The organism is Verrucomicrobiia bacterium (assembly GCA_036268055.1).
In the GTDB taxonomy this organism is placed as follows: Bacteria; Verrucomicrobiota; Verrucomicrobiia; order Limisphaerales; family Pedosphaeraceae; genus DATAUW01.
The window spans coordinates 162,914-184,458 of sequence record DATAUW010000009.1; the positions used below are offsets into that span (position 1 = coordinate 162,914).

The window sequence follows — 21,545 nt, forward strand, 5'->3', positions numbered from 1 at the left end:
TGAAATCATTTTGCGGGCGGCGCGGTTGAGGCTGGCGTAGCTTTCGCGGCAACGGCGGCTTTGGCTTTTGCTTCGGCGTCGGCCTTTGCCTTGGCTTCGGCTTTAGCTTTTTCGGCGGCGAGACGCTCGTCCACTTCGGTGGCTTCGCTGGGATGAATCTGCCGGTAATATTCGTTGGACTTGGCGAGATGATGTTTGTCGAGGAGCAAGGCATCGAAGCGGTCGGTGTTGCTCAGTTCCACGTTGATATCCATTTTGATGGCTTCAAACGGGCAAACCTCGACACAAATCTGACAGCTCATGCAAACGGAAATATCTATGTCAAACGTCTTCGGCTGAACTTGCAGCTTGCCGATGTAGTCGGGCTTCTTGACGGTGTCTTTAATTATGTAGATGCACTTGGGCGGACATTCCTTTTCACAAATCTGGCAGGCGACGCAGCGCAGGCCTTTCATCGGATCAAGGCCATCGAAAACGAGGAAGGGAAAATTCCGCGCGTTTTCTTTCGGCGGAATTTTCTGCTCGGGATATTCAACAGTGGTGAGACGCTCGGGATCGTGGTAGCTGCCCACGAAATTCCGCGCGGTCTCCGCCATGCCTTTGATGATGCCTTCACCTAGCATATTTATCTATCCACTTCTCCCAACACGATGTCCACGCTGCCGAGAATGATGACGACATCGCCGACGGTCAATCCCAGGCACATGTCTTCGAGAATGGTGAGGTTGATGAGGCTCGGCGGGCGCACGCGATAACGGTAAGGATTTGGCGAGCCGTCGCTGACGAGATAAAATCCGAGTTCGCCTTTCGGACCTTCGATGCGTCCATAGGCTTCGCCCGTCTTTGGGCGAAAGCCGCGAAGCTTCGCCTTGGGATCAACGATGGGGCCGGCAGGAATTTCGCGCAGGGCTTTTTGCAAAATTTTCAGCGACTCGCGCATTTCCAAAACGCGGATCATGTAACGGTCATAGACATCGCCGTGATCGCCGAGGGGAATGCGAAAATCGAAACGCTCGTAGATGCCATACTTGTCCACTTTGCGGATGTCGTAATTGACGCCGCTGGCGCGGAGCATCGGGCCGGTGATGCCGGCGTTGATGGCGAGATCGGGAGGAAGAATTCCAACACCTTGCGAGCGCGCGATGATGATTTCGTTGCCGGTGAGGAGCGCTTCAAATTCGTCGAGGAAGCGGGGGAAATTATCCACGATGCGCTGGGCTTGTTCGAGCCAGCCGGGCGGCAAGTCCACGCGGCAGCCGCCGAAGCGCATATAATTACACATCATGCGCGAGCCGCTGAGCGACTCGAAGAGGTCGAGAATATTTTCGCGCTCGCGAAACGCATACATAAGCGGCGTGCCGAGCGCGCCCATGTCCTGCATAAGAAAACCAATGAGGCAGGTGTGATTGACGAGACGCGTGAGTTCAGCGGTGAGGATGCGGATATACTCGGCGCGTTCGGGGACTTGCAAGCCAGCGAGTTTTTCGACGCTTAAGGCGTAGGCCCAGTTGTTCGTCATCGAACAAAAATAATCGAGCCGGTCGGTGTAAGGCATCGAGGCGAGATAGGTGGTGTTCTCGGCGATTTTTTCGTGGTTGCGATGGAGGTAACCGAAGACGGGCTTGAGCTTGACGATTTTTTCGCCGTCGAGCACGACGTCCATGCGAAAGACGCCGTGGGTCGAGGGATGATGCGGGCCCATTGCGACCTCGAGCAATTCGCCGTCGGATTCCCCTGCCCCGCTGGGTTTGGGAAGGATTTCGAATTTGGTTTCTGGAGAATTGGCGGCGATCACAGTATCGTCAATTTGTTTTTCCGAAGTCATCCGAATCAATCTGCGGAATTCCGCGAGACGCATGCCAAAAGCAAATGATTTCCACCAGTCCTGTGGTCACGCGATAAACGATACGATAACTTCGAAAAATAATTTCACGAAACGGCTCGCCTACTTCAGGGACGACCCTGCCACGTTCGGGAAATGATGATAAACTTAGAGCCTTATTAACCAAAGCAGTCCCAAAGCGAATGGCTATCTCCGCATCCGATTGGACAGATATGTGGCGAACCAACATCTCCAAATCGCGCATCGCTCTTGGCGCAAAAACTACTTTGTAAGTTTCGTCCATGTCGGCATGCGTTTAAGAATCTCTTCGGCGGTCAAATGTTCCCCGCGATCAAGTTCTGAAACCCCCTCACGAATACCCGCGACAAATTCGAGTTCCTGCGCGATATCAATCAACGACGCCTCATCCGGCAATTTTCGTATGACTTCAATGGCAATTTCCTTACTGCTCATAGTGTGATGATAGTTGAAGGTTCTGATAGTGACAATCCAATGAAAAATCGGTGGTCATGATTTAATTCCAGCCGAGTTGTGGTTTTTTGCCCGCTCCAAAACTTCGTCGTGCGGCGTGGGTTCGTATTCGTAATCGTCCGGCTCGACATAATCTTTGCGCATCGGGAAATCCTTATAACCGTCCCACATCAAAATACGGCGAAGGTCGGGATGGCCGTCGAAGACGATGCCGTACAGGTCAAAAATTTCGCGTTCCTGAAATTCGGCGGCGCGCCAAATGGGCGTGAGCGAGGGAAGATTTATTTTATCAATGCGATTGCCAGTGCGCAAACGGATGATGACGGGGCCGTGCTTGAGCGTCATCGAGTAAAGATGATAAACGGCTTCGAGATAGGCGGGACGAGTTTTCTCCATGGTCTCCTCGACTTCTTTTTCCACGCCGTCCACGATTTTTTTGACTTTGATTTTTTCTTTGATGATGAGTTCGGGCCAGTCTATGCCGGTGACGTTGGAGGCGTAGTCGAGGCGAAGTTCGGGATCGTCGCGGAGAAAGGTGGCGATGGCGAAGGCGTGATCATTATCCACGAGCAAGGAAAGCTGCGCGCTGGGGCTGTCGTTGGGAATCATTTCCAAACGGCAACCGGGAACGGCGGCTTCGATGCGGGATTTGATTTGGTCGAGTGGGAGCATCGGGAAAAATTATTTATCGCGCGCCAGTTTGGGCGGCTGCCAGACCGAGGGGTTGCTGGTGGGCACGAGGTCGTGTTCGCCGAATTGCGGGACGGGAAATTCACTGGGGGCGTTGGGATCAGTAAAGCGCGGGCTGCCCGGGCCTTCGAGCGTTTGTTCGTCAATTTTTTTCTGCAAAGTCATGAACGCGTGGATGAGCGCCTCGGGGCGCGGCGGGCATCCAGGGATGTGGACATCCACGGGAATATAACGGTCAATGCCCTTGAGGACGTTGTAGCCTTGCTTGAATGGGCCGCCGGAAATCGCGCACGCGCCCATCGCTATGACGTATTTGGGCTCGGGCATTTGGTTGTAGAGGCGGACGACTTGCGGAGTCATTTTTTTAGTCACGGTGCCCGCAACGATCATGAGGTCGGCCTGACGTGGCGATGGGCGGAAGACTTCCGCGCCGAATCGGGCGAGGTCATATCGCGCCATGGTGGTGGCGATCATTTCGATGGCGCAACAGGCGAGGCCGAATTGCATCGGCCAAACGGAATTTTTGCGGCCCCAGTTGTAAAGCTCGGAAAGCTTCGTGGTGAAGATGCCTTGTTTGCTGAGTTCGCTGCGCAAGCCTTCGTCCATGATCATGCCCACGTTAGCACTCCTTTGCGCCAGGCCCACACAAGGCCTTCGACCAGAAGCAGCAGAAAAACAATCATGGCGAGAAATGCGCCGACGGGCAGGCCAGTGAAGGCGACGGCAAATGGCAGCAGAAAAATAGTTTCGACGTCGAAGATGAGGAAGATAATGGCGTAAAGATAATATTCAGAACGGAATTGTAGCCAGGCATCGCCGCGCGATTCGAGGCCGCATTCGTAAACGGCGTTTTTATCGGGGCCGGGTTTTTTGGGGGAAAAGCGCTTTGCCCACAGATATGCAAGGAGCAGCGGCATCAAAGAGAAAATCGCCGCCGCAACGATGAACACCGTGAGTAAAAGGTACGGATTATTTTCGGTGGCCATAAAGTCCGAACACTGTCTTTCTTACATTTGTCACAATCTACGTTAGCGATAGCGAAAGGCGGAGTCAAGGGACGGCGAGATTTGCGACCCGGGTTCGGCGCTAATCGAGTGCGGCCACAAGCATCTATTTGGCGCGACGGAGGCCGATGGATTCGGCGATGTCGCTAAATTCTTCGGGGCTGACTTCGCCGAGTTTTTTGCCTTTGGCGCCAAGCTTTTCGTTAATCTTGATAACTTTTTCGGTCATCACTTCGTGCGTTTCTTCGCTGCCGCCGACGAGCGCGAAGTTGGGGCCGGTGGTGACGCGTTTGTGGCCGTCGGAATCGAGACCGATGCCGAGGAGGATGTTTTTTGATTTTTGCGGGCGTTTGCGCGGCGCTTTAGCCATGCCGCAAACTAATGGCAATGTCGCTGAAGTGCAATCTCTCAGTGTAGATGATCAAGCGCGCTGGCAAATGTCTCCTTGACGCAGAGTCGCAAAAGCGCAGAGGCACAGAGGAGGACAAAATATTTAGGCCAACGGGGCGAAGAGGAGGTCGAGGTCGGCGGGGGTGAGTTTGACGGGGTCGCGGGATTGGTCGTCGAGGAGGCTGGCGACGAGTTCGCGCTTGCGGGATTGCAGTTGCAGGATTTTCTCTTCAACGGTTCCGACGGTCATCAGTTTATACACAAACACTTTTTTGTCCTGGCCGATGCGGTGCGCGCGGTCGGTGGCTTGATTTTCGACGGCGGGATTCCACCACGGATCGTAGTGGATGACGGTGTCGGCAGCGGTAAGGTTGAGACCAGTGCCACCGGCTTTCAGGCTGATGAGGAACAACGGAACTTCGCCGTTTTGGAATTTCGCGATGGGCGTGGCGCGATCGGTGGTCTGGCCGGTGAGCAGGACGTAGGGAATCTTGGCTTTCGTGATTTCCGTTTCGATCAAGGCCAGCATGGAAGTGAATTGCGAGAAAAGCAAAACGCGGCGGCCTTCGGAAATCATTTCGGGCAACAGGTCCATGAGCAGTTGCAGCTTGGCTGACTCGGTGATTTTTTGGGCGGCGTCTATTTTGAGCAGGCGAGGGTCACAGCAGACCTGACGGAGTTTGAGCAACGCGTCGAGGATGATGATGTGCGAGCGCGACAAGCCTTTGCTGGAAACTTCTTCACGCACGCGCGAGTGCATGGCGAGGCGAATGGTCTCGTAGAGGTCGCGTTGCGGGCCACTGAGTTCGACGTTTTGGACGATCTCGGTTTTGGGCGGAAGTTCTTTGACGACATCGTCCTTGCGGCGGCGCAAAATAAAGGGGGCGACGCGTTTGGCAAGGAGTTGGCGTCGCTCGGGGCTGCCGCCTTTTTCAATGGGGCCGCGAAAGTTTTTGCGGAAGCGCGCTTCATCGCCGAGAAAACCGGGAAGCAAAAAATTGAAAAGCGACCACAATTCGCCGAGATGATTTTCCATCGGCGTGCCGGTGAGGCAAACGCGATGGGCAGCCTGCAACTGGCAAACGATTTGCGCGAATTGCGTTTTGGGATTCTTGATGAACTGCGCTTCGTCGAGAATGACGTAGTGAAATTTTTGTTCGAGGAGCACGGCCTGGTCGCGCGGCAACAGCGGATAAGATGTGACGATCAAATCATACGCCGGAAGGTTCTCGAAATGCTGCTTGCGATCAGAACCGTGGAGGATAAGCAATTTGAGATCAGGCGCAAATCGCTCGACTTCCTGCCGCCAATTCGTCATCAGGCTCGTGGGTGCGACAACAAGACTTGGATGATGAACATGCCCGGCTTCGCGCTCGTGAAGAATGTGCGCAATGGCCTGCACGGTTTTGCCGAGGCCCATATCGTCCGCGAGAATTCCGGCGAGGCCATACTCGCGAAGGAATTGAAGCCAATTTAAGCCGTCTTGTTGATACGGCCGCAATGTCGCATGCAGGCGCGGTGAAGGCTTGATGGGTTTGATGCCGGTGAAATCGCGCAGACGGACACTGAGTTCGCGGAGTTCGTTGCTGCCGAGCCAGCGCCAGCCGTTGGCGTGGGAAAGTTCAGCGGCGCGAAGTTTGGAGAGACGTAGGCGGCCACGGCTATCGAGCGATTTGGCATCGAACAATTCGAGGAGCACGCCGAGCATTTCCTTTAAGCGGCGAACTGGAAATGGCAGAAGGCGTCCGTCAGCAAGGCGGATGGGGATGAACGCATCTTCTTTTTGCGTGGCAAGCGTTTCTTCAGAAATCAGGCGCGGGTTTATCTGAATCTGCGACAGAAGAATGGGCAGCAGATTTACTTTCTGGCCGTCGAGTTGCACGCCCATCTCGACGCCGAACCAATCAATGCCGCTGCCGCCTTCGGCGTCGGTGTACCATTCCTCCGGCTCGGCGATGCGGAAACGGAAATTGGGATCGAGATCAATCTGCCAGCCTTGGGCGCGGAGTTTCGGAAGCTCGGTTTGGCAAAAGTTGAACCAGCTGTTCGAGTCGGGGAACGTGAGAGCATCAATATTTTTGTTGAGTTGATAATTGCCAAAGTGCTGGTAGGCCTCGACGAATCCGAGCTTGCGAATTTGCACGGATGCCAGCGATTCGATTTTTGGCTGGCGCTGGATGCGGCGCAATTTTCCTTCGCTGAGTTGCTCAATGAGCGTGATCGGAGAATTGAATGCGACGCGGTGGCCCGCATAATCGAATTCAAGCCGGGCGAGATTCAGGTCGAGTGTGTCGGGCTCGCGCGCGTTGCGATAAGCAAAACGATTTTGGACGATGGTTTGCGAATAGAGCCGCAGGCAAGGCGTGGGCTTGAGATTCGCGACGGTTTCGACTTCGATACGTCGCGGCGCGGGAACCTGGAGTTCGGGATAACGCCGGGCGAGTTCTTCGCCGATGATTTCAGCGTCGTCGGGCTTGAGCGTGGGTGCGTTGATCCAGGCGTGAGCAACGGCGGAAGGCAAGCCGGTATCGAGCGGGCCGCAAGTGGCGGTGGATTCGTCGAGGTACCACGGCGGAACCAGCGGCAAAATCTGGCCGGCTGGCGGCGTGACGGCGAAGCCCGGCGATTGCATGCCGCGATTGTCGGCGTGCCATTCCAGTTTGGCGTGGCGCGGGGGCCCCAGCGAAAGCGCGGGATGTTTTTTGCCAGTGCCGCGCCAGTGAGCACGCCCGGTGCGGATAATTTCCTGAAGCAGTTTTACCCCTTCGTCACCCGTAAGAAAATTGGGGCCGTAAAAAGTTTCACGCGGCTGGCTTAACTTCAACCGGCGCAAAATGGAAATGTCCACCGGCCGCGCGCAAGGCTCGTTTTGTGGATTACCAATGATATATTCAATGACACAGGAACGGCCTGAACCGTAATTACCATTCGGCAAGCGTTGGAGAACTTGCAGATTTACACCAAGTTGAGCCCGCGGAGGAATTGTCCCTGCTCCGGTCCCACCCTCAAAATTCAAAATGTAAACAAGCCGCTCGGGCGGATCCTGAGATTCAACTTCGGCAACAGCAGGCACCACGGGTGCGGCGGCCTGATGCAACTGCGCCAGCCAATTTTCCAGTTGATGGGGAATCGTGGGTTTTTGCGGGAGTTTTTTAGCGGCGGGCGGCTTGGAAGGCTTAATGTTGTTTAATGCCTGAAAAATGGCGGCAGCGACGTGTTTGCAATTAAATTCCATCGGGCAAGTGCATGAGCCTCCCGAAAATGACAAGTCGTCATAGTGCTGCTCCCAAAATATTTCGACCAGGTATGGATCTTCGCGCGAGCCTTGCACAACAGCGGTGACGCCGTCCATGCTGATTTCGCAGGTGAGCACCAGACCCTCGCGTTGCAAAGACTGGCCGCGCTCCAGAGTCACGTCGGTAAAATGGTCTTTCCACCCCGCGAGGATGGTTTTGATGGCACTATATTCCATACTACGCGCGCGCGCGGAGCCGAATTTATTTTTCGCGAGGATCGAAATGCGAGACACTGGCCAGTTGGGTCCAAAGTTTGCGCTCTTCGTCGGTGAGTTGCGAAGGGACTTCGATGCGGGCGACGACGATCAAGTCGCCAGCGGGACCGGAGCGTTCGGGCAAACCGCGTCCGCGCACGCGAAGTTTTTGACCGGCTTGGGTTCCAGCGGGAATCTTTATATTTACATCGCCGTTCATGGTGGGCACGGAAAGATTCGTTCCAAGGACGGCTTCCCACGGCGCGAGTTCGGCTTCGTAAATCAAATTGTGGCCGGAAACTTCAAAGTCAGGATGCTTAGCCAGGCGCACGCGAAGATAAAGATCGCCCGCAGCGCCGCCGTTGGCGCCGGCTTCGCCGCGGCCGGAAACGCGCAGGCGCTGGCCATCGGTGACACCGGCGGGAATTTTGACTTGATAAGTTTCTTCTTTGGAAACTTCGCCGCTGCCGCCGCACGTTGGGCACGGGCGGCGATTTTTTTCGCCAGTGCCGTTGCAGGTGGGGCAAACCGTCTTGCGCCGGAGCGAAACGGCGCGGACGGAACCGGTCATGGATTCCTCAAGCGTGACCATGATGTCGCCCTCGACATCGCGACCGCGCTCGGACATTTCTTCCTGGGCAAAACCGCCCGCGCGTGCGCCCCCGCCGCGGGCGCGTCCGCCGAAAATCTGCTCGAAGAAATCGCTGAAGCCGGTGGTTCCGCCGAATTCAAAATCCATGTCCGGCATGCCGGGCTGGCCACGCGAACCGGGCCGGCCCTGGCGGTATTCCTGCTGCCATTGCGGCGGCGGACGGAATTCAGCGCCTTGTTTCCAGTTGGGGCCAAGTTCGTCGTATTTTTTGCGTTTGGCCGGGTCGCTGAGGACTTCGTAGGCTTCGTTGATCTCCTTGAACTTGGCTTCGGCTTCTTTTTTGTTTTTGGCGACGTCGGGGTGGTAAACGCGGGCGAGCTTGCGGAAAGCTTTTTTGATTTCGTCATCGCTCGCTGCGCGGGCGACGCCGAGGACTTGATAATAATCTTTAAATTGCACGGCCATAAAACTATGCGAGAATTACACACAGGTTGGGCGTTTGCGCCAGTAAAATAACGAGGAGTGGAGAATTTACGATTTTGGATTTACGCTTTACGAGTTAGGTGGCGAGGCGGGAGCTTTGGGGTAAGGTGAATAGTGCTTAGCCTATATTATATGAGACGTGAGGAAATGGTCCGCCGGAATTACGATTAGTGTGAAAGCTTTATGAATTTGAATCGTCCAATTCGCGAGTGTTCGAATGGGCTGATGCGCTTCGCGAGTGGTTCCGAGGCGAAAAGTGCACGTAAGTGCGGATAAGAGCGGATAAAATTTTTGCAGGAAGCGACATTTATGAAAAATGAAAATCGGTTCAAATGGTTGTCCATGGCGGGTTTGACACGGACTGGGCTTTGGTGTCTGATGCGGGAAGGAACTCTGATTATGAAACGTGACTCTATCTCGATGTGCTCGCGAACCTGGCTCGGTGTTCTCCTGCTCTCGACTTCATGGCTGCTGGTGCCACTCGCGGCTTCGGCGGGTTTGTTCGACAAGCCGGTGCTGGTCGCTTCCAAGTGGGGCGTCTTCGAGCAGGCTTTCAAATCTTCCAACACCTATACCAATCCACTGGCGGAAGCGAATTTGGCGGTGACATTTACATCGCCGCTGGGAGACAAACATGTGGTGTGGGCGTTCTGGGATGGTGGCCGGACGTGGCGGGTGCGTTTCTCGCCGGACTTTCCCGGTGTATGGAAATTCACCACGCGTTGTTCCGATCCGTCGAACGATGGCCTCGACAACGTGACCGGTGATTTCGTCTGCTCGGCGAGCACGGACGAATCGGTTTTTGACAAGCACGGCCCGGTGCAAGTGGCGCGTGATCATTATCATTTGGAACATGCGGATCATACGCCGTTCTTCTGGCTGTCGGATAATGCGGGCCGCGGCGCTTTGGAGTCCACGACGAAGCAATGGGAATTTTATGCGCTGGTGCGCGCGAAAGAAAATTTTACGGCGGCAAGATGGATTGCAGCGACGGGGACTGACCGCGAGCAGCGCACGGCCTGGAATGGAGACCAGATCAACGTGGAATTCTTCAAGGCTCTCGATGCGAAAGTTTCGGCTTTGAATCGTGACGGCCTTTTGGATGTCATCGTTCCTTTCAGTTTGATTGGAATGACGAACAGCGGGTTCGCGGCACCTTCGGATGAGCAGGCGATTTTGTTGTTGCGATACATGGTCGCACGTTGGGGTGCGAATGATGTGGCGTGGTTTTTGCCGGGTGATGACGGAAGTATCGCGCGCTGGAAAAAAATCGGGCACGCCGTCTTTGTGAATACGTCGCATGCGCCGGTGATTCTAGATGCAACGGAAGATTACATGACGCTGGAGATGTTTCGCAATGAGCACTGGGTGGATGTTTTTGGGTATCACTATGGCCGTGAGTTCACGAACGATTTGGGCAAGTGGCTGGTCACGGGTTCGATAACCAACGACTGGAAAAAATATCCGCCACGCCCGTATATCAATATTTCTTCCGCGTACGAAAATGAAGAAGACGGCGTCGGACATCCGCGCGTCAACGCGGCGACCTTGCGCCATATCGCGGGCGAAAGTTTGCTCGCGACGCCGACGGCGGGAATCGGTTACGGCGCGCATGGCGTTTGGAATTGGGACACGACGACGAACATGGATTCCAATGGCGGGCGGGCGCTAGCGAATTGGCAAATCGCCTTGTATCTGCCGGGAGCGAAACAGTTGGGCACATGGTCGAAATTTTTCCAGACCTTCGATTTTGGGCGGTTGCGTCCCGCGCCAGAATTGGTCGTGAACCAGCCTGGTTCGCAATCGCCGGGCAAATATATTGCCGCTGCGGAAACGGAATTTGAAGACATGGCGTTGCTGTATCTGCCGGAAGGCGGCGACGTAGAAGTGAATATAAAATCGTTGCCGAAAACTTTGACGGGAACCTGGGCAAATGGAAGCACGGGCGAAACAATACCGGTTTCCATTTCGACCGACAGCGGCACGGCAAAACTTTCTGCGCCGGGAGCGGGCGATTGGTTCTTGCTGATTCAAGCGGCGAAAAAATAATCCGCATGGACATTCAAGTTCGGGATCGGTCGGGGAGCAAACACGATATTCTGGCATTGGGCGAATGCATGGTGCGGCTCGCGCCGCCGGGCCACGGACGGCTGGAATTCGCGAGGACGCTTGAAGTGGATGTCGGCGGCGGAGAATTCAACGTGGCCTACGCCTGCGCGCGTCTGGGTTTGCGCGGCGGGTTCGTGAGCAAGCTGCCGGACAATCCGGTGGCGAAAATCATTTTGAATCATGCACGCGCGGTGGGCATGGATGTCTCGCATGTGCTTCTGGAAAAATTCGACGGCGTGGGCCGCAAGGGACGCGTGGGGCTCAATTTTACCGAAGTCGGCACGGGGGTGCGCGCGAGCGTGACGATGTATGACCGCGGGCATTCCTCGATCAGCTACATGAAGCCGGAGGAAATGGATTGGAAAAAGATTTTCTCCGAGGAAGGCGTGCGGTGGCTACACACGGGTGGAATTTTATCGGCGCTTTCGGCGAACAGCGCGGCGGTGGTGAAGACGGCGGCGCAAGCGGCGCGCGCGGCGGGAACCATCGTGAGCTATGACTTGAATTTTCGCAGCAAACTTTGGAGCAGCGAACAGGCGATTGCGACGACGCGCGATATCGTTCCGCATCTCGACGTGCTTATCGGCAATGAGGAGGATTTCCAGAAAGTTCTCGGCTTCGAGGTCGAAGGGACGAACGCGAATTTGTCGGAATTGCCGGTGGAGGCTTACAAGCGGATGGTGGAAAAAGTCGTGAAGACGTATCCGAACATCAAGGCAGTTTGCACGACGCTGCGCGAAGTGAAGAGCGGGCTCATCAATCACTGGGGCGGGATACTTTGGCATGGGGGAAAATTTTACGAGGCGCGGCAGTTTCGCGATTTGGAAATTGAGGATCGCGTCGGTGGCGGCGATGGTTTTTCCAGCGGGATAGCATATGGTTTTCTCACCGGAATGAAGCCGCAGGACATTGTGGATTTTGGCGCGGCGCATGGGGCGTTGTTGCAGACGACGCGCGGGGACACTTCGCAAGTGACGCTTGACGAAGTCATGCATGTGATGAAGGGTGGCAGCGCGCGCATTCAGCGCTGAGCTTTCAGGATGCTCAAGGAATTTTACCGGTCTTTCAGGCCGGGGTGATCTTTCCCAGAATAACGGAACGGCGCGCGCCGGTCGCGGACGGGACATTCGAAGGTTGCCCCTGCAAAGTTTCATGAGCGAGGATCGCGAATGCCATTGCTTCTTTGCCTGCGTTCGAGCCGCCGATGTCTTCCTGGGTCAGCAAGGTCGCGGGCGCGATTTTTTCGGCAAGCATTTTTCGCAAGGTTGAATTTTTTGCGCCGCCGCCGCCGAGGATAACTTGCAATTCTTTCTGCCCGCCCGGTCGAAGTTTTGGAAAAACAAAGCGTTGATAGGCGTCGTAAATCGTCGCCGTGGTAAAACCAGTTGCGGTGGCGACAATATCGGCGTCGGACAAGCGCAAGCGGCGCGCCGAACGAAACAGTTGTTGAACGAATGGCTCGCCGAATTCTTCGCGGCCCGTGGTTTTTGGTGGAGTGCGGTGTAGAAACGGATGTTGCAATAATTCGTGCAGCAACGACGGGTGAACTTTGCCGCGTGAGCCCCAGCGACCGTTTGTGTCGAATCGCTGCTGGCCATTGCTTAGCTTTGCGACGACGGCATCCATAACCATATTGCCCGGGCCGGTGTCGAAGGCTATCACTTGATCGAGCTTCGCGCGTGGCGGAAGAAAGGTGAGATTCCCGATGCCGCCGATATTTTGCAGGATGCGCGGGCGCGCCTCGTGCGTTTGCAATGCCCAGTCCACATACGTCACCAGCGGAGCCCCCTGCCCTCCCGCAGCCATATCACGCACACGAAAATCGGCGACAGTGAGAATGCCGGTAAGCTCGGCGATCACGGCGGCCTCGCCGATTTGTAACGTGGAAGGATGCGCGGCGTTGGGCAGATGATGAATGGTCTGGCCGTGCGAACCGATGGCGGCGATGTCGCGCGGTTTTAATTTCGCCTGCTTGATAACGGCGAGCGCTGCGCGGGCAAAATGTTCACCAAGAAAAAAATTGAGTTCGCAAATCTCAGCCACATTTCCGTGCAGGCAGACATGCAGAATGTGTTGGCGCAAGGCTGGTGCGAAAGTTTGCTGGCGATGGGCGATCAACTGCGCGCGTAATTCACGGCCCGTGCCGGAGATTTTTGCGACGACGGCGTCTATCCCGTCCGTTGACGTGCCGGACATCAGGCCAATGATAAAATGAGAACGCGCAGACTGGTTTCGCATCTCAAAAAATTACCGAAGATACAAAGTGTGGACAAGCAACGTCATCGTTTGGCGCGGCGCGGAGGAAGAATGTTTTTGGCCGCAGTCACTCGGCGCGAAAGGTAATGACTATTGGCGAGACAAAAACGCAGCGGCAAATCCGCGGCTTGAGTGATGCCAATGCGCGTCGTCGTGAGCACGGGGCCGGTTTGTCTTAAAAATGATTTGAGATCCGGGTTTCTGGCGAGAAAAACTGGAGAAGCGATGTCGCAAATATCAGCTCCGTCGAAACTGCGATCAATGTTCATGGCTTCGCATAATTTTCCAGGGCCGTTGGTGAGTTGGTGCGGTTGTTTAACCGAACGATTCGCCGCCAGCAAATCGAACCCAAAGGTGGGTTCGATGGCGCGGATTAAAACGGCTTCGGCGATGCCGGCGCGCTGGCAGACGACGTTGAAGCACCAGTGATTGCCGTAAATAAAATAGACGTAGCCGTAGCCGGGTTCGCCCCACATGACCTGGTTGCGCTTGGTTTTGCCGCGAAACGAGTGAGCGGCGGCATCGCCAATGAGATACGCCTCGGTTTCGACAATCGCGCCACCGCATGGACCTTGCGGAGTGTTGCGGATGAGAAAGTGGCCGAGCAAACGCGTCGCGACGATGTCAGCGGAAGGTTCGCAGAAGGAACGCGGCAGCGCGGTGAATGAGGTCATCATTTACTCCGCCTGCACGGGATGGGGAATTTGGACGTGCGAGACGAACATGCCGACCACGAGAAAAAGTATGAGGCCAAAATAAAGGATGGCCATGATCCAGCGTTGCTCGGGCAGAACTTCGTAGTAACGCAGTTCGACGGCGGATTTTTTGCGAAACAGCGAGTATAATCGCGGCAACGAGAACACAAAGATCAGTAGCAAGATCAAATTAAAATGAATCAGCATCATCGCACCGATGACGACGACGCCGACGAGCCACAACCACGGCGAGAGAGCGGTCACGATTCTGCCACCATCCAAAAATCCAATGGGCGCGAGGTTGAACAGGTTCAGGAAAAAACCAGTGAAGGCGAGCGCGCTGAAGATGCCGTTGCCGGTAAAGGCATACAGGACATAACACGCGACGGCGCCCAGCGCGCCGAGCAACGGGCCGCCGATGCCGACCTGCGCCTCAATCCAGGCATTGCGCGGCGCTTGTTTGAGCGCAATCAGCGCGCCGAGGAACGGAATGAAAACCGGCGCGCCTACTTTCAAACCGAGTCGTTTGGCCGCGATCAAGTGTCCGCATTCATGTACGAATATCAGCATCACGAATCCAAACGCGTACCACCATCCCCAGATTCGCGCATAGAGCCAGCAGGAGATGAACATCGTGCCGCCGGTTTTCAGATAGGGCAATATCTTGAGGAGCGGCAGCAGCAGAAGTTTCATCTTCGCCAGCAAAGCGCCGAGAGCCGCGACCGGTCCGGCGGCTCGTTTGATGGCTTTGCCGGTTCCCGACGCGGCGGGTTTTGGCGGTTCGATTACGGGTGGTGGCAGTTGCGCTGCGTCCATGAGATAAGGGTCGAGGGCATTTTTTAATTAGTCAAATTGAATCGCGATACAGCAAGGACTCGCTTGATTGCGTTATGATGATGGGCTAGTCTCAACGCAGGAGTAAGCCTCACATGAAACCGATCACGCAATTAAATGAAGCGGAACTTGAAGAGACGTTCTCGCGGGCGTCCGGGCCGGGCGGGCAAAATGTAAATAAAGTTTCGACCCGCGTGACCCTGCGGCATCTGCCGACGAATATTGCGGTGACGGTGCAGGACGCGCGTTCGCAGGGGATAAACCGGCAACTTGCGCGCGAGCGGTTATTGATGGCCTTGCAACAGCGTGAGCGCGATGCACAGGCAACGGCGCAACACGATCGTGAAAAAATCCGCCGTCAAAATGCGAAACGCCCCCGCGCGGTGAAGCGGCGAATGGTCGCAAACAAGCGGCATCGTGCGCTCATCAAAAAAGACCGGCGGCGGCAGGATGATTGAAAAAGTTTAGGCGAGCCTTCCGTATTTGCGGATCTCCGGCCAGAGAGCGGCGACGATGGCGACGACAATGATTGTGCCAACGCCGCCGGATACGACAGCAAATAGCGGCGAGGTGTAGCTTGCAACAAAGCCGGATTCAAATTCACCCATTTGATTTGAAGTGCCGATGAAAAGACTATTGACGGCGGAAACGCGACCGCGCATTTCGTCCGGCGTGAGTAGTTGAACCAAGGTATGCCGCACGACGACGCTGATATAATCCGTCGCGCCGCACAAAAAGAGCATTGCGAACGAGAGCCAGAAGTTCTTTGAAATACCAAACACGATGGTCGCAAGTCCGAAACCGACCACGGCCCAAAGAAGCGTTCGGCCAGCTTTTTGCAACGGCGGCCGATGCACGAGAATGATGGACATCAAAAGCGAGCCCATCGGCAATGCGCCTTGCAGCCAGCCCAAGCCGCTCGGCCCGACATGCAGAATGTCCCGCGCATACACCGGCAGCAACGCCGACGCGCCACCCAACAGGACGGCGAACAAATCGAGGGTGATGCTGCCGAGAACAATTTTCGTGCGATAGACGAATTTCAAACCGGCGGCGACGTTTTGCAGCGACATCGGTTCTTTGGCGGCGACTTTGTGATGGCTTCGCACCATGCCGATGAGCAGAGCGCATAAAATGGAAGCGACGACATTAATGACGTAAACCCATTTCGCCGTATGCGTGAGCGCAATGAGCGCGCCGCCAGCAGCGGGCCCGGCCACGGCGGAGACCTGGAACGAACCGCTACTCCAAGTCACGGCCTTGGCGAATTGATGGCGCTCGACAAGTTGCGGCATGAACGAAGCGCTCGCTGCCCAAAGGTAAGTGCGCGCGCCGCCGAACAAAAAGAGACACGCATACATCCACATCACCGGGGCTTGAACGAACGAGACGGCCGCGAGTCCCGCGCACGCGATAGCCACGACTAACTGCATCCAGAGAATAACGAACTTGCGGTTGTAATTATCGGCGACATGCCCTGCGGGAAAGGTAAAGAGAAACATAGGGATGAGTTGCACGAGCCCGACGAATCCCAGCGCCATGGTGGCGTTCGTGCGTTCGTAAATCTCCCAGCCCACGGCGACGGCGAGCATCTGCTGTCCAAAGGACGCGATGAAACGGCCAATCAAATAGAGGAGAAAGTCGCGGTTCTTGAGCACGCCATACGGATCATTTGCGGGCTTCAAATCCAGCGGATCGGTTTGTTCCAACGAACCGCTGGCGTCACTCATACGAAAATCCAAACATCATGGGCGAGAGCATAACATCGTTTCGCAAGCGGTCGAGTCCTGCTTGAAGAAACGGAAGAAAGACGATTGAGCAACGCAAAAAAATCTCAAACGAAAGAAGATTCTTCGCTGAGCATGTCAATGGCGTGTTCGGAAGAACCCGCGCCCTGGCGTTCCATGAGGACGAGATAGTCAATGATAGCTTCACGCTGGTCCGCGGACAATTTGCTCATGCGCACGGCGAAGTGGCCTTGCACTTCATGGGAATATTCAAAGTGAAAACGGATGGCATCGGGGATCACATCGCCGCGTTCGTGACCGACCATCGAGACGAGCATGAACGCGGGGAGAAAATAATGGAACGCTTCGGGGGTAAAGAGGCTGAGCGCGACGTGGTATTTGCGCAACTCTTCGATCGTATGGCCCTGCCAGGTTTTGCCTTTGAAAAATTCGGCAATGCGCCGGCATTCGGAGCAATGATAAGGACACCGGGTGATATTATTATCGCCGGGATAAGGAACGTCTTTGAAGGCCGCTTCGATGGTTGGTTTTAGTGCCATAGCAATAAGCCCAGTAATCCGCCTAATTTAGACAAATAGCGGTCAAAGTCAATTCGCAACGGAGCCGAGGTTATTTCCGTTGCCGCCAGCTTTCACCGTCCCAGGCGAAAATCCGAGCGTGGCCAGCCCGTGCTTTTTTATTGGTTCGTTCTTTGTCAATGCGGCGGATGGCTTCGGAAACGGTTTCAAAAGCGGTTTGGCTATTGTCCGACCAGATGATCAGCACGCGCTTTTCGTGCGGTTCAAATACATTTCCTTCCAGTTCCAGCGGGGGGATATTCTCGCGGTCGCCGAAGAGGCTCATGCCGGAAGAAATGCGCCGCCACCGCGCCTTATCGCGATAGTTCTGGTAGAATACCAGCAGGAAGATAATTACGGTGATAAAGCCCGCGATGCACAATTCTATCATCTGATCAAGCGATTGCGGCCGTCACTGGGCCGCCGGAAACATGCACAACGCCACCGTCCAACCCGGTTCGCGCCCGTGGTCGTGGACGCAAACATTCTGATGATGCCAATGAGGAAATCCCTGTTGCAAAGTTTCAGCAATGATGCGCACGTCGCTGTCTTTTTGAATGCCGCCCACCTCGAGACCATACTCGGCGTGCAACAAATCAATCGAATTGTAATCGGTGAACCATTCACAGCCGGCCGCGTCGAGAAGTTCGATCGCGCGGTCGCGGCTTTCAAGCAACTCGGGATGGAAACTGAAATTGCCGGCAGTCTCGTCGCGCTCGAACACGCGCACGCGCACCCCGCGTGCGCGAAGGTGTTCCTCGATGCGCGGGATGATGCGGTCGCGCGCGGCGGTGGAAAATTCCTGCGGCTGGGCGTACCAATTAAAAAAGAGATGCACGCGTTGAGAAGATGGAACGCCGACGAGCACAGTAGTTTCGTGGTCTTGAAAGATGGGAAAGGTATATTCGCGATTGCCTTCGCGGTACAGGAGGCGTCCGGCACCCGGACTCGTCACCGAGTAATTCCATCGTTTTGCCAAAGCGGCAAGCATGCTCATAACGCTGGCTGCAAACTCTCTGCGAACTGACCTACTCTTACCACAAGCGGCGCAGGATGCAACTCGCGAATGGAAATGGAAGCGCTTTATCTTTCAGAAAGGGACGCATGATCGGAAACACCGCCGTCATGCAGGCAGCACGACTACTGGCTATTTAACCGTATTGACCAGCGGAGCCAATCCCTGGATGCGCACTTCCAAACGATCGCCGGATTCAATCGGGCCGACACCACTCGGCGTGCCGGTGCAAATCACATCGCCGGGCAGCAACGTCATGTTCGTGGAGATGAAACTAACCAGGTGATAACAATTAAAGATGAGCTGGTTGGTGTTCGAGTTTTGGCGCAGTTGACCATTCTGGAAAAGCTGTATGGTCAAATCATGCGGGTCAATCTTCGTCTCGATGTACGGACCGAGCGGGGTGAAAGTATCGAAAGACTTGGCGCGCGCCCATTGGCTTTCCGCATTTTGAATGGTGCGGTCGCTGATGTCTTGCGAGGCCGTGTAGCCAAGGATATAGCGCGCAGCGGCAGCGGGAGTGACATTGCGCACGCGGCGGCCGATAACGATGGCCAGTTCTGCTTCGTAATCCGTGCGGTGATGCGGAAAAGGAATTTCGATCTTGCCGCCGTCAGGAATCAGCGAGGTCGTGGCCTTGAACCAGAACAACGGCTCCTTGGGCAACGGCTTGCCGCTTTCGCGGGCGTGGTCGGCGTAGTTGAGGCCCACGGCGATAATCTTGGACGGCGTGACCGGCGTCAAAGTCCGCAAGCCTTTGAACGGCGTCGGCTTTTTGTCGAAGGAAGGACTGCCGAAAACATCGCCTCGCAAACGAAACAGTTCGCCATCCACCACTTTGGCGTGGAATATCTCGTCGCCTTTTTGAAATCGCCCAATAGCTGCCATACGGTGTGAGATTAATAGCAAACCCCGGCCCCGTATCGCAAGCGAATTTGCGGGAAGACCCTCGAAAAGCCTGTATTTATTGGCAAATGAGAAGAAAGATACGGTTGCGGAGATCGCTTGCCGCCTTGCGAAACTGGCATACGAGCAACTTTACTCCCGGCCAATCTATGACATAATGACTGCGTGCATAGGACAATAGTTTTGGGTTTAACCTGTCTCATTTTGTTTCTGGCTGTTGGAAAACTTCACGCGGATGGCAGCGGCCTCAATGTCGTGGTGGTCGTCAATCAAAACAGCACCAATTCGGTGCAGCTTGGAAATTATTATTGCGAACTGCGCAATGTGCCGCCGCAAAATCTTTTGCGCATCAACTGGACCGGCGGCAACATCGAATGGACCACGGCGGATTATTCCAATGCTTTATATAATCCACTGATCGCGATGGTTTCCAGCCGCGGTCTCACCAACCAGGTTTTTTACGTCGTGTTGTCCATGGATATTCCTTACCGCATCAATGGCGATTCCCAGAACGACGGCGACTTGAACAGCACGACGAGCGCTTTGTTCTACGGTTTCAAATCCGATCCGCACGATCTTTCCATGTGCGAAATCGCCACCAACACCACCGACACTTATACTGGAAGTGAAAGCATCTTTCGCAACACCTTGCCCTCTTCCAACACACTTGCTTTTTTGGCGACGATGATTACCGCCGATGATTTGCCAACTGCCGAAATGGTCGTGCGCCAGGGAGTCGCAAGCGATGGCACGTTCCCTGCGCAAACCGTTTGGTTAGGCAAAAGCAGCGATACTGCGCGCAACGTCCGCTATTCCGAATTCGACAACACGATCTTCAACACGCGGCTGCGGGGAAATTATTCCGTCGCGCGCACGAATATGTTTAACGCATTTTTCGGCGGATTGATTCTTGGTTATCAAAATGGCACCTACGCTTTTGGCATCAGTCCCATTCCACTATTTGTTCCCGGCACAATGGCGGACAGCCTGACTTCATTTGGTGGACAAATTTTTGAGAACACCGGCCAAACAACCTTGCTGGCTTTTGCCGCGGCAGGCGCATCGGGCAGTTATGGAACCGTAAATGAACCGTGTGGTTACCAGGAAAAATTTCCCGACTCGCAAAATTATTTTTACCAGGCGCGCGGGTTCAGCCTGGGCGAATGCTATTATCAAAGTGTGACGAATATCTACGAGGGGCTGGTTTACGGCGAACCGTTGGCCGCGCCCTTTGCGAAAAAAGGCACCGGGACGTGGCCCGGCATTAGCAGCAATTCAGTTCTCTCCGGCACGACGAATCTTTCCGTCCAATTCACCGCCTCCGACTACCGCCATCCGCTCCAGCAACTCGACCTCTTCGTGGACGGCCTGTTCCTTACCACGATCAGCAACATTCCCCCACAATCGCGCGCAACCCTCCAGGTCACCATCAACGGCTCCTCCGCCACCTACACCGTTCCCGCGAATGCCACCATTAATTCCGTCACCGCTGGCCTCGTTAATACCCTCAACTCCAACCCTTTCCAACTCAATACCAAAATCTCCGCCTTCCAGCATGGCGACCGCATCGAACTCCAATCCACCGCGCCCTACACCAGAACTGGCTCCCAAATCTCCATCGCCACCGACACCGAAATCGCCGGCGCCCCGCTCACCACCTTTCTTCAGTTCAATGACCTCTCCTCGTTCTTCCTCGACACCGTCGCTCAAGGCTTCAAACAATGCGTTGTCGGCGGCACGCTCCTCGCGAATTCCACCACCCAACTCACCGTCACGAAAACCAACGGCACCACCGTCTCCATCACGGTCACCAACTCCGGCGGCGCCACCGTGACCGATTTCGCCCAGGAAATTGTGAACGCCATCAACAGCACGACCGCCTTGCAAGGTCCCGATGGCGTTTATGCCGCTGACGCCGTCCAAGCCACGGAAACCCAGGCAATTTTGAATATCTATGCGCAAAGCGAAGGCTACGCGGCGGCCCAAATCAAAGTCGCTTTTAGTGGCCTCAGCACCGTCACCGTTACCCCGCTGACCGCCAGCACGCTCACGGACAATGTCCACGACCTGCAACCGCGCGAACATCTTTACGTCACCGTCGGCGTCACCAATCTTTCGGCCACGATTCCGCTCGCCACCGCCAATCTTTCCGACGGCTATCATGAACTCGAAGCCGTCGCTTACGAAGGCAGCAGTGTCCATACGCAAACGCGCGCGACGCAAAATGTCATTGTCAAAAACACTTCGTTGACGGCCACATTTAACGGCGCGCTCACAGGCACTAACACTTCAACGCAACCAACTTTGCAATTCACCGTCACGCCGAACACAGTCGCCATCCATACAATTCAACTTTTCAGCACGGGCGGCTTGCTCGCGGCGGTGACAAACCAATCGTCGGCGACGTTTGCGGTGAACCTCGCCAGCCTCGATGTCGGCTTGCATCCATTTTACGCCATTGT

Annotated in this window: 22 protein-coding genes; 4 read left to right on the plus strand and 18 right to left on the minus strand. The window is 55.3% G+C overall.

Going from position 1 to position 21,545, the window contains the following annotated elements:
- Window positions 1-5: 5 nt before the first annotated feature.
- From VH413_03820 to VH413_03865, 10 genes are all read right to left on the minus strand, one after another.
- Window positions 6-623 (minus strand): 4Fe-4S dicluster domain-containing protein, encoded by a 618-nt coding sequence (locus VH413_03820; protein ID HEX3797805.1) that lies wholly within the window; start codon window positions 621-623, stop codon window positions 6-8.
- A gap of 2 nt (window positions 624-625) precedes the next feature.
- Entirely contained in the window at window positions 626-1,702 is a 1,077-nt protein-coding gene (locus VH413_03825) for an NADH-quinone oxidoreductase subunit D (protein ID HEX3797806.1), read from the minus strand.
- Window positions 1,703-1,802: 100 nt separating this feature from the next.
- Window positions 1,803-2,126 (minus strand): type II toxin-antitoxin system RelE/ParE family toxin, encoded by a 324-nt coding sequence (locus tag VH413_03830; GenBank protein ID HEX3797807.1) that lies wholly within the window; start codon window positions 2,124-2,126, stop codon window positions 1,803-1,805.
- Window positions 2,105-2,296: a hypothetical protein gene (locus VH413_03835; protein HEX3797808.1), complete on the minus strand. Its 192-nt coding sequence runs from the start codon at window positions 2,294-2,296 to the stop codon at window positions 2,105-2,107. Before VH413_03835 ends, VH413_03830 begins: the two co-directional genes overlap by 22 nt.
- 54 nt (window positions 2,297-2,350) lie before the next feature.
- Window positions 2,351-2,986 carry an NADH-quinone oxidoreductase subunit C gene (locus VH413_03840; GenBank protein ID HEX3797809.1) on the minus strand — a complete coding sequence of 212 codons (636 nt, stop codon included), beginning with the start codon at window positions 2,984-2,986 and terminating at the stop codon, window positions 2,351-2,353.
- Between the two features lie 9 nt (window positions 2,987-2,995).
- Window positions 2,996-3,610 carry an NADH-quinone oxidoreductase subunit B gene (locus VH413_03845; protein HEX3797810.1) on the minus strand — a complete coding sequence of 205 codons (615 nt, stop codon included), beginning with the start codon at window positions 3,608-3,610 and terminating at the stop codon, window positions 2,996-2,998.
- A 2-nt stretch (window positions 3,611-3,612) separates the two neighbouring features.
- A complete protein-coding gene (locus VH413_03850) occupies window positions 3,613-3,990 on the minus strand; it encodes an NADH-quinone oxidoreductase subunit A (protein ID HEX3797811.1) in 378 nt (125 codons plus the stop codon).
- A gap of 124 nt (window positions 3,991-4,114) precedes the next feature.
- Window positions 4,115-4,378: a hypothetical protein gene (locus VH413_03855; protein ID HEX3797812.1), complete on the minus strand. Its 264-nt coding sequence runs from the start codon at window positions 4,376-4,378 to the stop codon at window positions 4,115-4,117.
- 123 nt (window positions 4,379-4,501) lie between these two features.
- Window positions 4,502-7,870, minus strand: coding sequence for a DEAD/DEAH box helicase (locus VH413_03860; protein ID HEX3797813.1), 3,369 nt, complete (start codon window positions 7,868-7,870; stop codon window positions 4,502-4,504).
- Window positions 7,871-7,895: 25 nt separating this feature from the next.
- Window positions 7,896-8,945: a J domain-containing protein gene (locus VH413_03865; protein ID HEX3797814.1), complete on the minus strand. Its 1,050-nt coding sequence runs from the start codon at window positions 8,943-8,945 to the stop codon at window positions 7,896-7,898.
- A gap of 417 nt (window positions 8,946-9,362) precedes the next feature.
- On the opposite strand from VH413_03865, the gene VH413_03870 reads away from it, so the two are divergent.
- Both VH413_03870 and VH413_03875 read left to right on the plus strand, forming a co-directional pair.
- A complete protein-coding gene (locus VH413_03870) occupies window positions 9,363-11,012 on the plus strand; it encodes a DUF4038 domain-containing protein (GenBank protein HEX3797815.1) in 1,650 nt (549 codons plus the stop codon).
- A gap of 5 nt (window positions 11,013-11,017) precedes the next feature.
- The gene (locus VH413_03875; protein HEX3797816.1) at window positions 11,018-12,103 is read left to right on the plus strand and encodes a sugar kinase; all 1,086 of its coding nucleotides are present in this window, start codon (window positions 11,018-11,020) and stop codon (window positions 12,101-12,103) included.
- Window positions 12,104-12,137: 34 nt separating this feature from the next.
- Here the strand turns inward: VH413_03875 and VH413_03880 are convergent, their stop codons facing one another.
- From VH413_03880 to VH413_03890, 3 genes are read right to left on the minus strand one after another with little or no spacing between them, the layout of a single operon-like run.
- Window positions 12,138-13,310 (minus strand): anhydro-N-acetylmuramic acid kinase, encoded by a 1,173-nt coding sequence (locus tag VH413_03880; protein HEX3797817.1) that lies wholly within the window; start codon window positions 13,308-13,310, stop codon window positions 12,138-12,140.
- 41 nt (window positions 13,311-13,351) lie between these two features.
- On the minus strand, window positions 13,352-14,005 hold the full coding sequence (locus VH413_03885; GenBank protein ID HEX3797818.1) for a DNA-3-methyladenine glycosylase: 654 nt from the start codon (window positions 14,003-14,005) through the stop codon (window positions 13,352-13,354).
- Window positions 14,006-14,839: a site-2 protease family protein gene (locus tag VH413_03890; GenBank protein ID HEX3797819.1), complete on the minus strand. Its 834-nt coding sequence runs from the start codon at window positions 14,837-14,839 to the stop codon at window positions 14,006-14,008. It lies immediately after the preceding gene.
- Window positions 14,840-14,952: 113 nt separating this feature from the next.
- On the opposite strand from VH413_03890, the gene VH413_03895 reads away from it, so the two are divergent.
- Complete coding sequence (locus VH413_03895; protein ID HEX3797820.1) at window positions 14,953-15,315, plus strand: peptide chain release factor-like protein; 363 nt, start codon at window positions 14,953-14,955, stop codon at window positions 15,313-15,315.
- A 6-nt stretch (window positions 15,316-15,321) separates the two neighbouring features.
- On the opposite strand, the gene VH413_03900 is transcribed toward VH413_03895, so the two are convergent.
- From VH413_03900 to VH413_03920, 5 genes are all read right to left on the minus strand, one after another.
- Window positions 15,322-16,587 carry an MFS transporter gene (locus tag VH413_03900; protein ID HEX3797821.1) on the minus strand — a complete coding sequence of 422 codons (1,266 nt, stop codon included), beginning with the start codon at window positions 16,585-16,587 and terminating at the stop codon, window positions 15,322-15,324.
- 104 nt (window positions 16,588-16,691) lie between these two features.
- Window positions 16,692-17,144, minus strand: a complete 453-nt coding sequence (locus VH413_03905; protein HEX3797822.1) for a DUF6714 family protein — start codon at window positions 17,142-17,144, stop codon at window positions 16,692-16,694.
- Window positions 17,145-17,214: 70 nt separating this feature from the next.
- The gene (locus tag VH413_03910; GenBank protein HEX3797823.1) at window positions 17,215-17,553 is read right to left on the minus strand and encodes a hypothetical protein; all 339 of its coding nucleotides are present in this window, start codon (window positions 17,551-17,553) and stop codon (window positions 17,215-17,217) included.
- A gap of 21 nt (window positions 17,554-17,574) precedes the next feature.
- Window positions 17,575-18,159 (minus strand): hypothetical protein, encoded by a 585-nt coding sequence (locus VH413_03915; protein HEX3797824.1) that lies wholly within the window; start codon window positions 18,157-18,159, stop codon window positions 17,575-17,577.
- A gap of 150 nt (window positions 18,160-18,309) precedes the next feature.
- Window positions 18,310-19,065, minus strand: coding sequence for a fumarylacetoacetate hydrolase family protein (locus VH413_03920; GenBank protein HEX3797825.1), 756 nt, complete (start codon window positions 19,063-19,065; stop codon window positions 18,310-18,312).
- Window positions 19,066-19,287: 222 nt separating this feature from the next.
- On the opposite strand from VH413_03920, the gene VH413_03925 reads away from it, so the two are divergent.
- A partial coding sequence (locus VH413_03925; GenBank protein ID HEX3797826.1) for a TIGR03790 family protein occupies window positions 19,288-21,545 on the plus strand: 2,258 nt, incomplete at its 3' end.

Coding starts and splice junctions, on each gene's coding strand:
- VH413_03875 (HEX3797816.1), top strand. CDS start 11,018: ATGGACATTCAAGTTCGGGATCGGTCGGGGAGCAAACACGATATTCTG.
- VH413_03835 (HEX3797808.1), bottom strand. CDS start 2,296: ATGAGCAGTAAGGAAATTGCCATTGAAGTCATACGAAAATTGCCGGAT.
- VH413_03915 (HEX3797824.1), bottom strand. CDS start 18,159: ATGAGCATGCTTGCCGCTTTGGCAAAACGATGGAATTACTCGGTGACG.
- VH413_03830 (HEX3797807.1), bottom strand. CDS start 2,126: ATGGACGAAACTTACAAAGTAGTTTTTGCGCCAAGAGCGATGCGCGAT.
- VH413_03910 (HEX3797823.1), bottom strand. CDS start 17,553: ATGATAGAATTGTGCATCGCGGGCTTTATCACCGTAATTATCTTCCTG.
- VH413_03870 (HEX3797815.1), top strand. CDS start 9,363: ATGAAACGTGACTCTATCTCGATGTGCTCGCGAACCTGGCTCGGTGTT.
- VH413_03850 (HEX3797811.1), bottom strand. CDS start 3,990: ATGGCCACCGAAAATAATCCGTACCTTTTACTCACGGTGTTCATCGTT.
- VH413_03885 (HEX3797818.1), bottom strand. CDS start 14,005: ATGATGACCTCATTCACCGCGCTGCCGCGTTCCTTCTGCGAACCTTCC.
- VH413_03890 (HEX3797819.1), bottom strand. CDS start 14,839: ATGGACGCAGCGCAACTGCCACCACCCGTAATCGAACCGCCAAAACCC.
- VH413_03825 (HEX3797806.1), bottom strand. CDS start 1,702: ATGGGCCCGCATCATCCCTCGACCCACGGCGTCTTTCGCATGGACGTC.
- VH413_03860 (HEX3797813.1), bottom strand. CDS start 7,870: ATGGAATATAGTGCCATCAAAACCATCCTCGCGGGGTGGAAAGACCAT.
- VH413_03895 (HEX3797820.1), top strand. CDS start 14,953: ATGAAACCGATCACGCAATTAAATGAAGCGGAACTTGAAGAGACGTTC.
- VH413_03845 (HEX3797810.1), bottom strand. CDS start 3,610: ATGGACGAAGGCTTGCGCAGCGAACTCAGCAAACAAGGCATCTTCACC.
- VH413_03820 (HEX3797805.1), bottom strand. CDS start 623: ATGCTAGGTGAAGGCATCATCAAAGGCATGGCGGAGACCGCGCGGAAT.
- VH413_03905 (HEX3797822.1), bottom strand. CDS start 17,144: ATGGCACTAAAACCAACCATCGAAGCGGCCTTCAAAGACGTTCCTTAT.
- VH413_03840 (HEX3797809.1), bottom strand. CDS start 2,986: ATGCTCCCACTCGACCAAATCAAATCCCGCATCGAAGCCGCCGTTCCC.
- VH413_03855 (HEX3797812.1), bottom strand. CDS start 4,378: ATGGCTAAAGCGCCGCGCAAACGCCCGCAAAAATCAAAAAACATCCTC.
- VH413_03920 (HEX3797825.1), bottom strand. CDS start 19,065: ATGGCAGCTATTGGGCGATTTCAAAAAGGCGACGAGATATTCCACGCC.
- VH413_03900 (HEX3797821.1), bottom strand. CDS start 16,587: ATGAGTGACGCCAGCGGTTCGTTGGAACAAACCGATCCGCTGGATTTG.
- VH413_03880 (HEX3797817.1), bottom strand. CDS start 13,310: ATGCGAAACCAGTCTGCGCGTTCTCATTTTATCATTGGCCTGATGTCC.
- VH413_03865 (HEX3797814.1), bottom strand. CDS start 8,945: ATGGCCGTGCAATTTAAAGATTATTATCAAGTCCTCGGCGTCGCCCGC.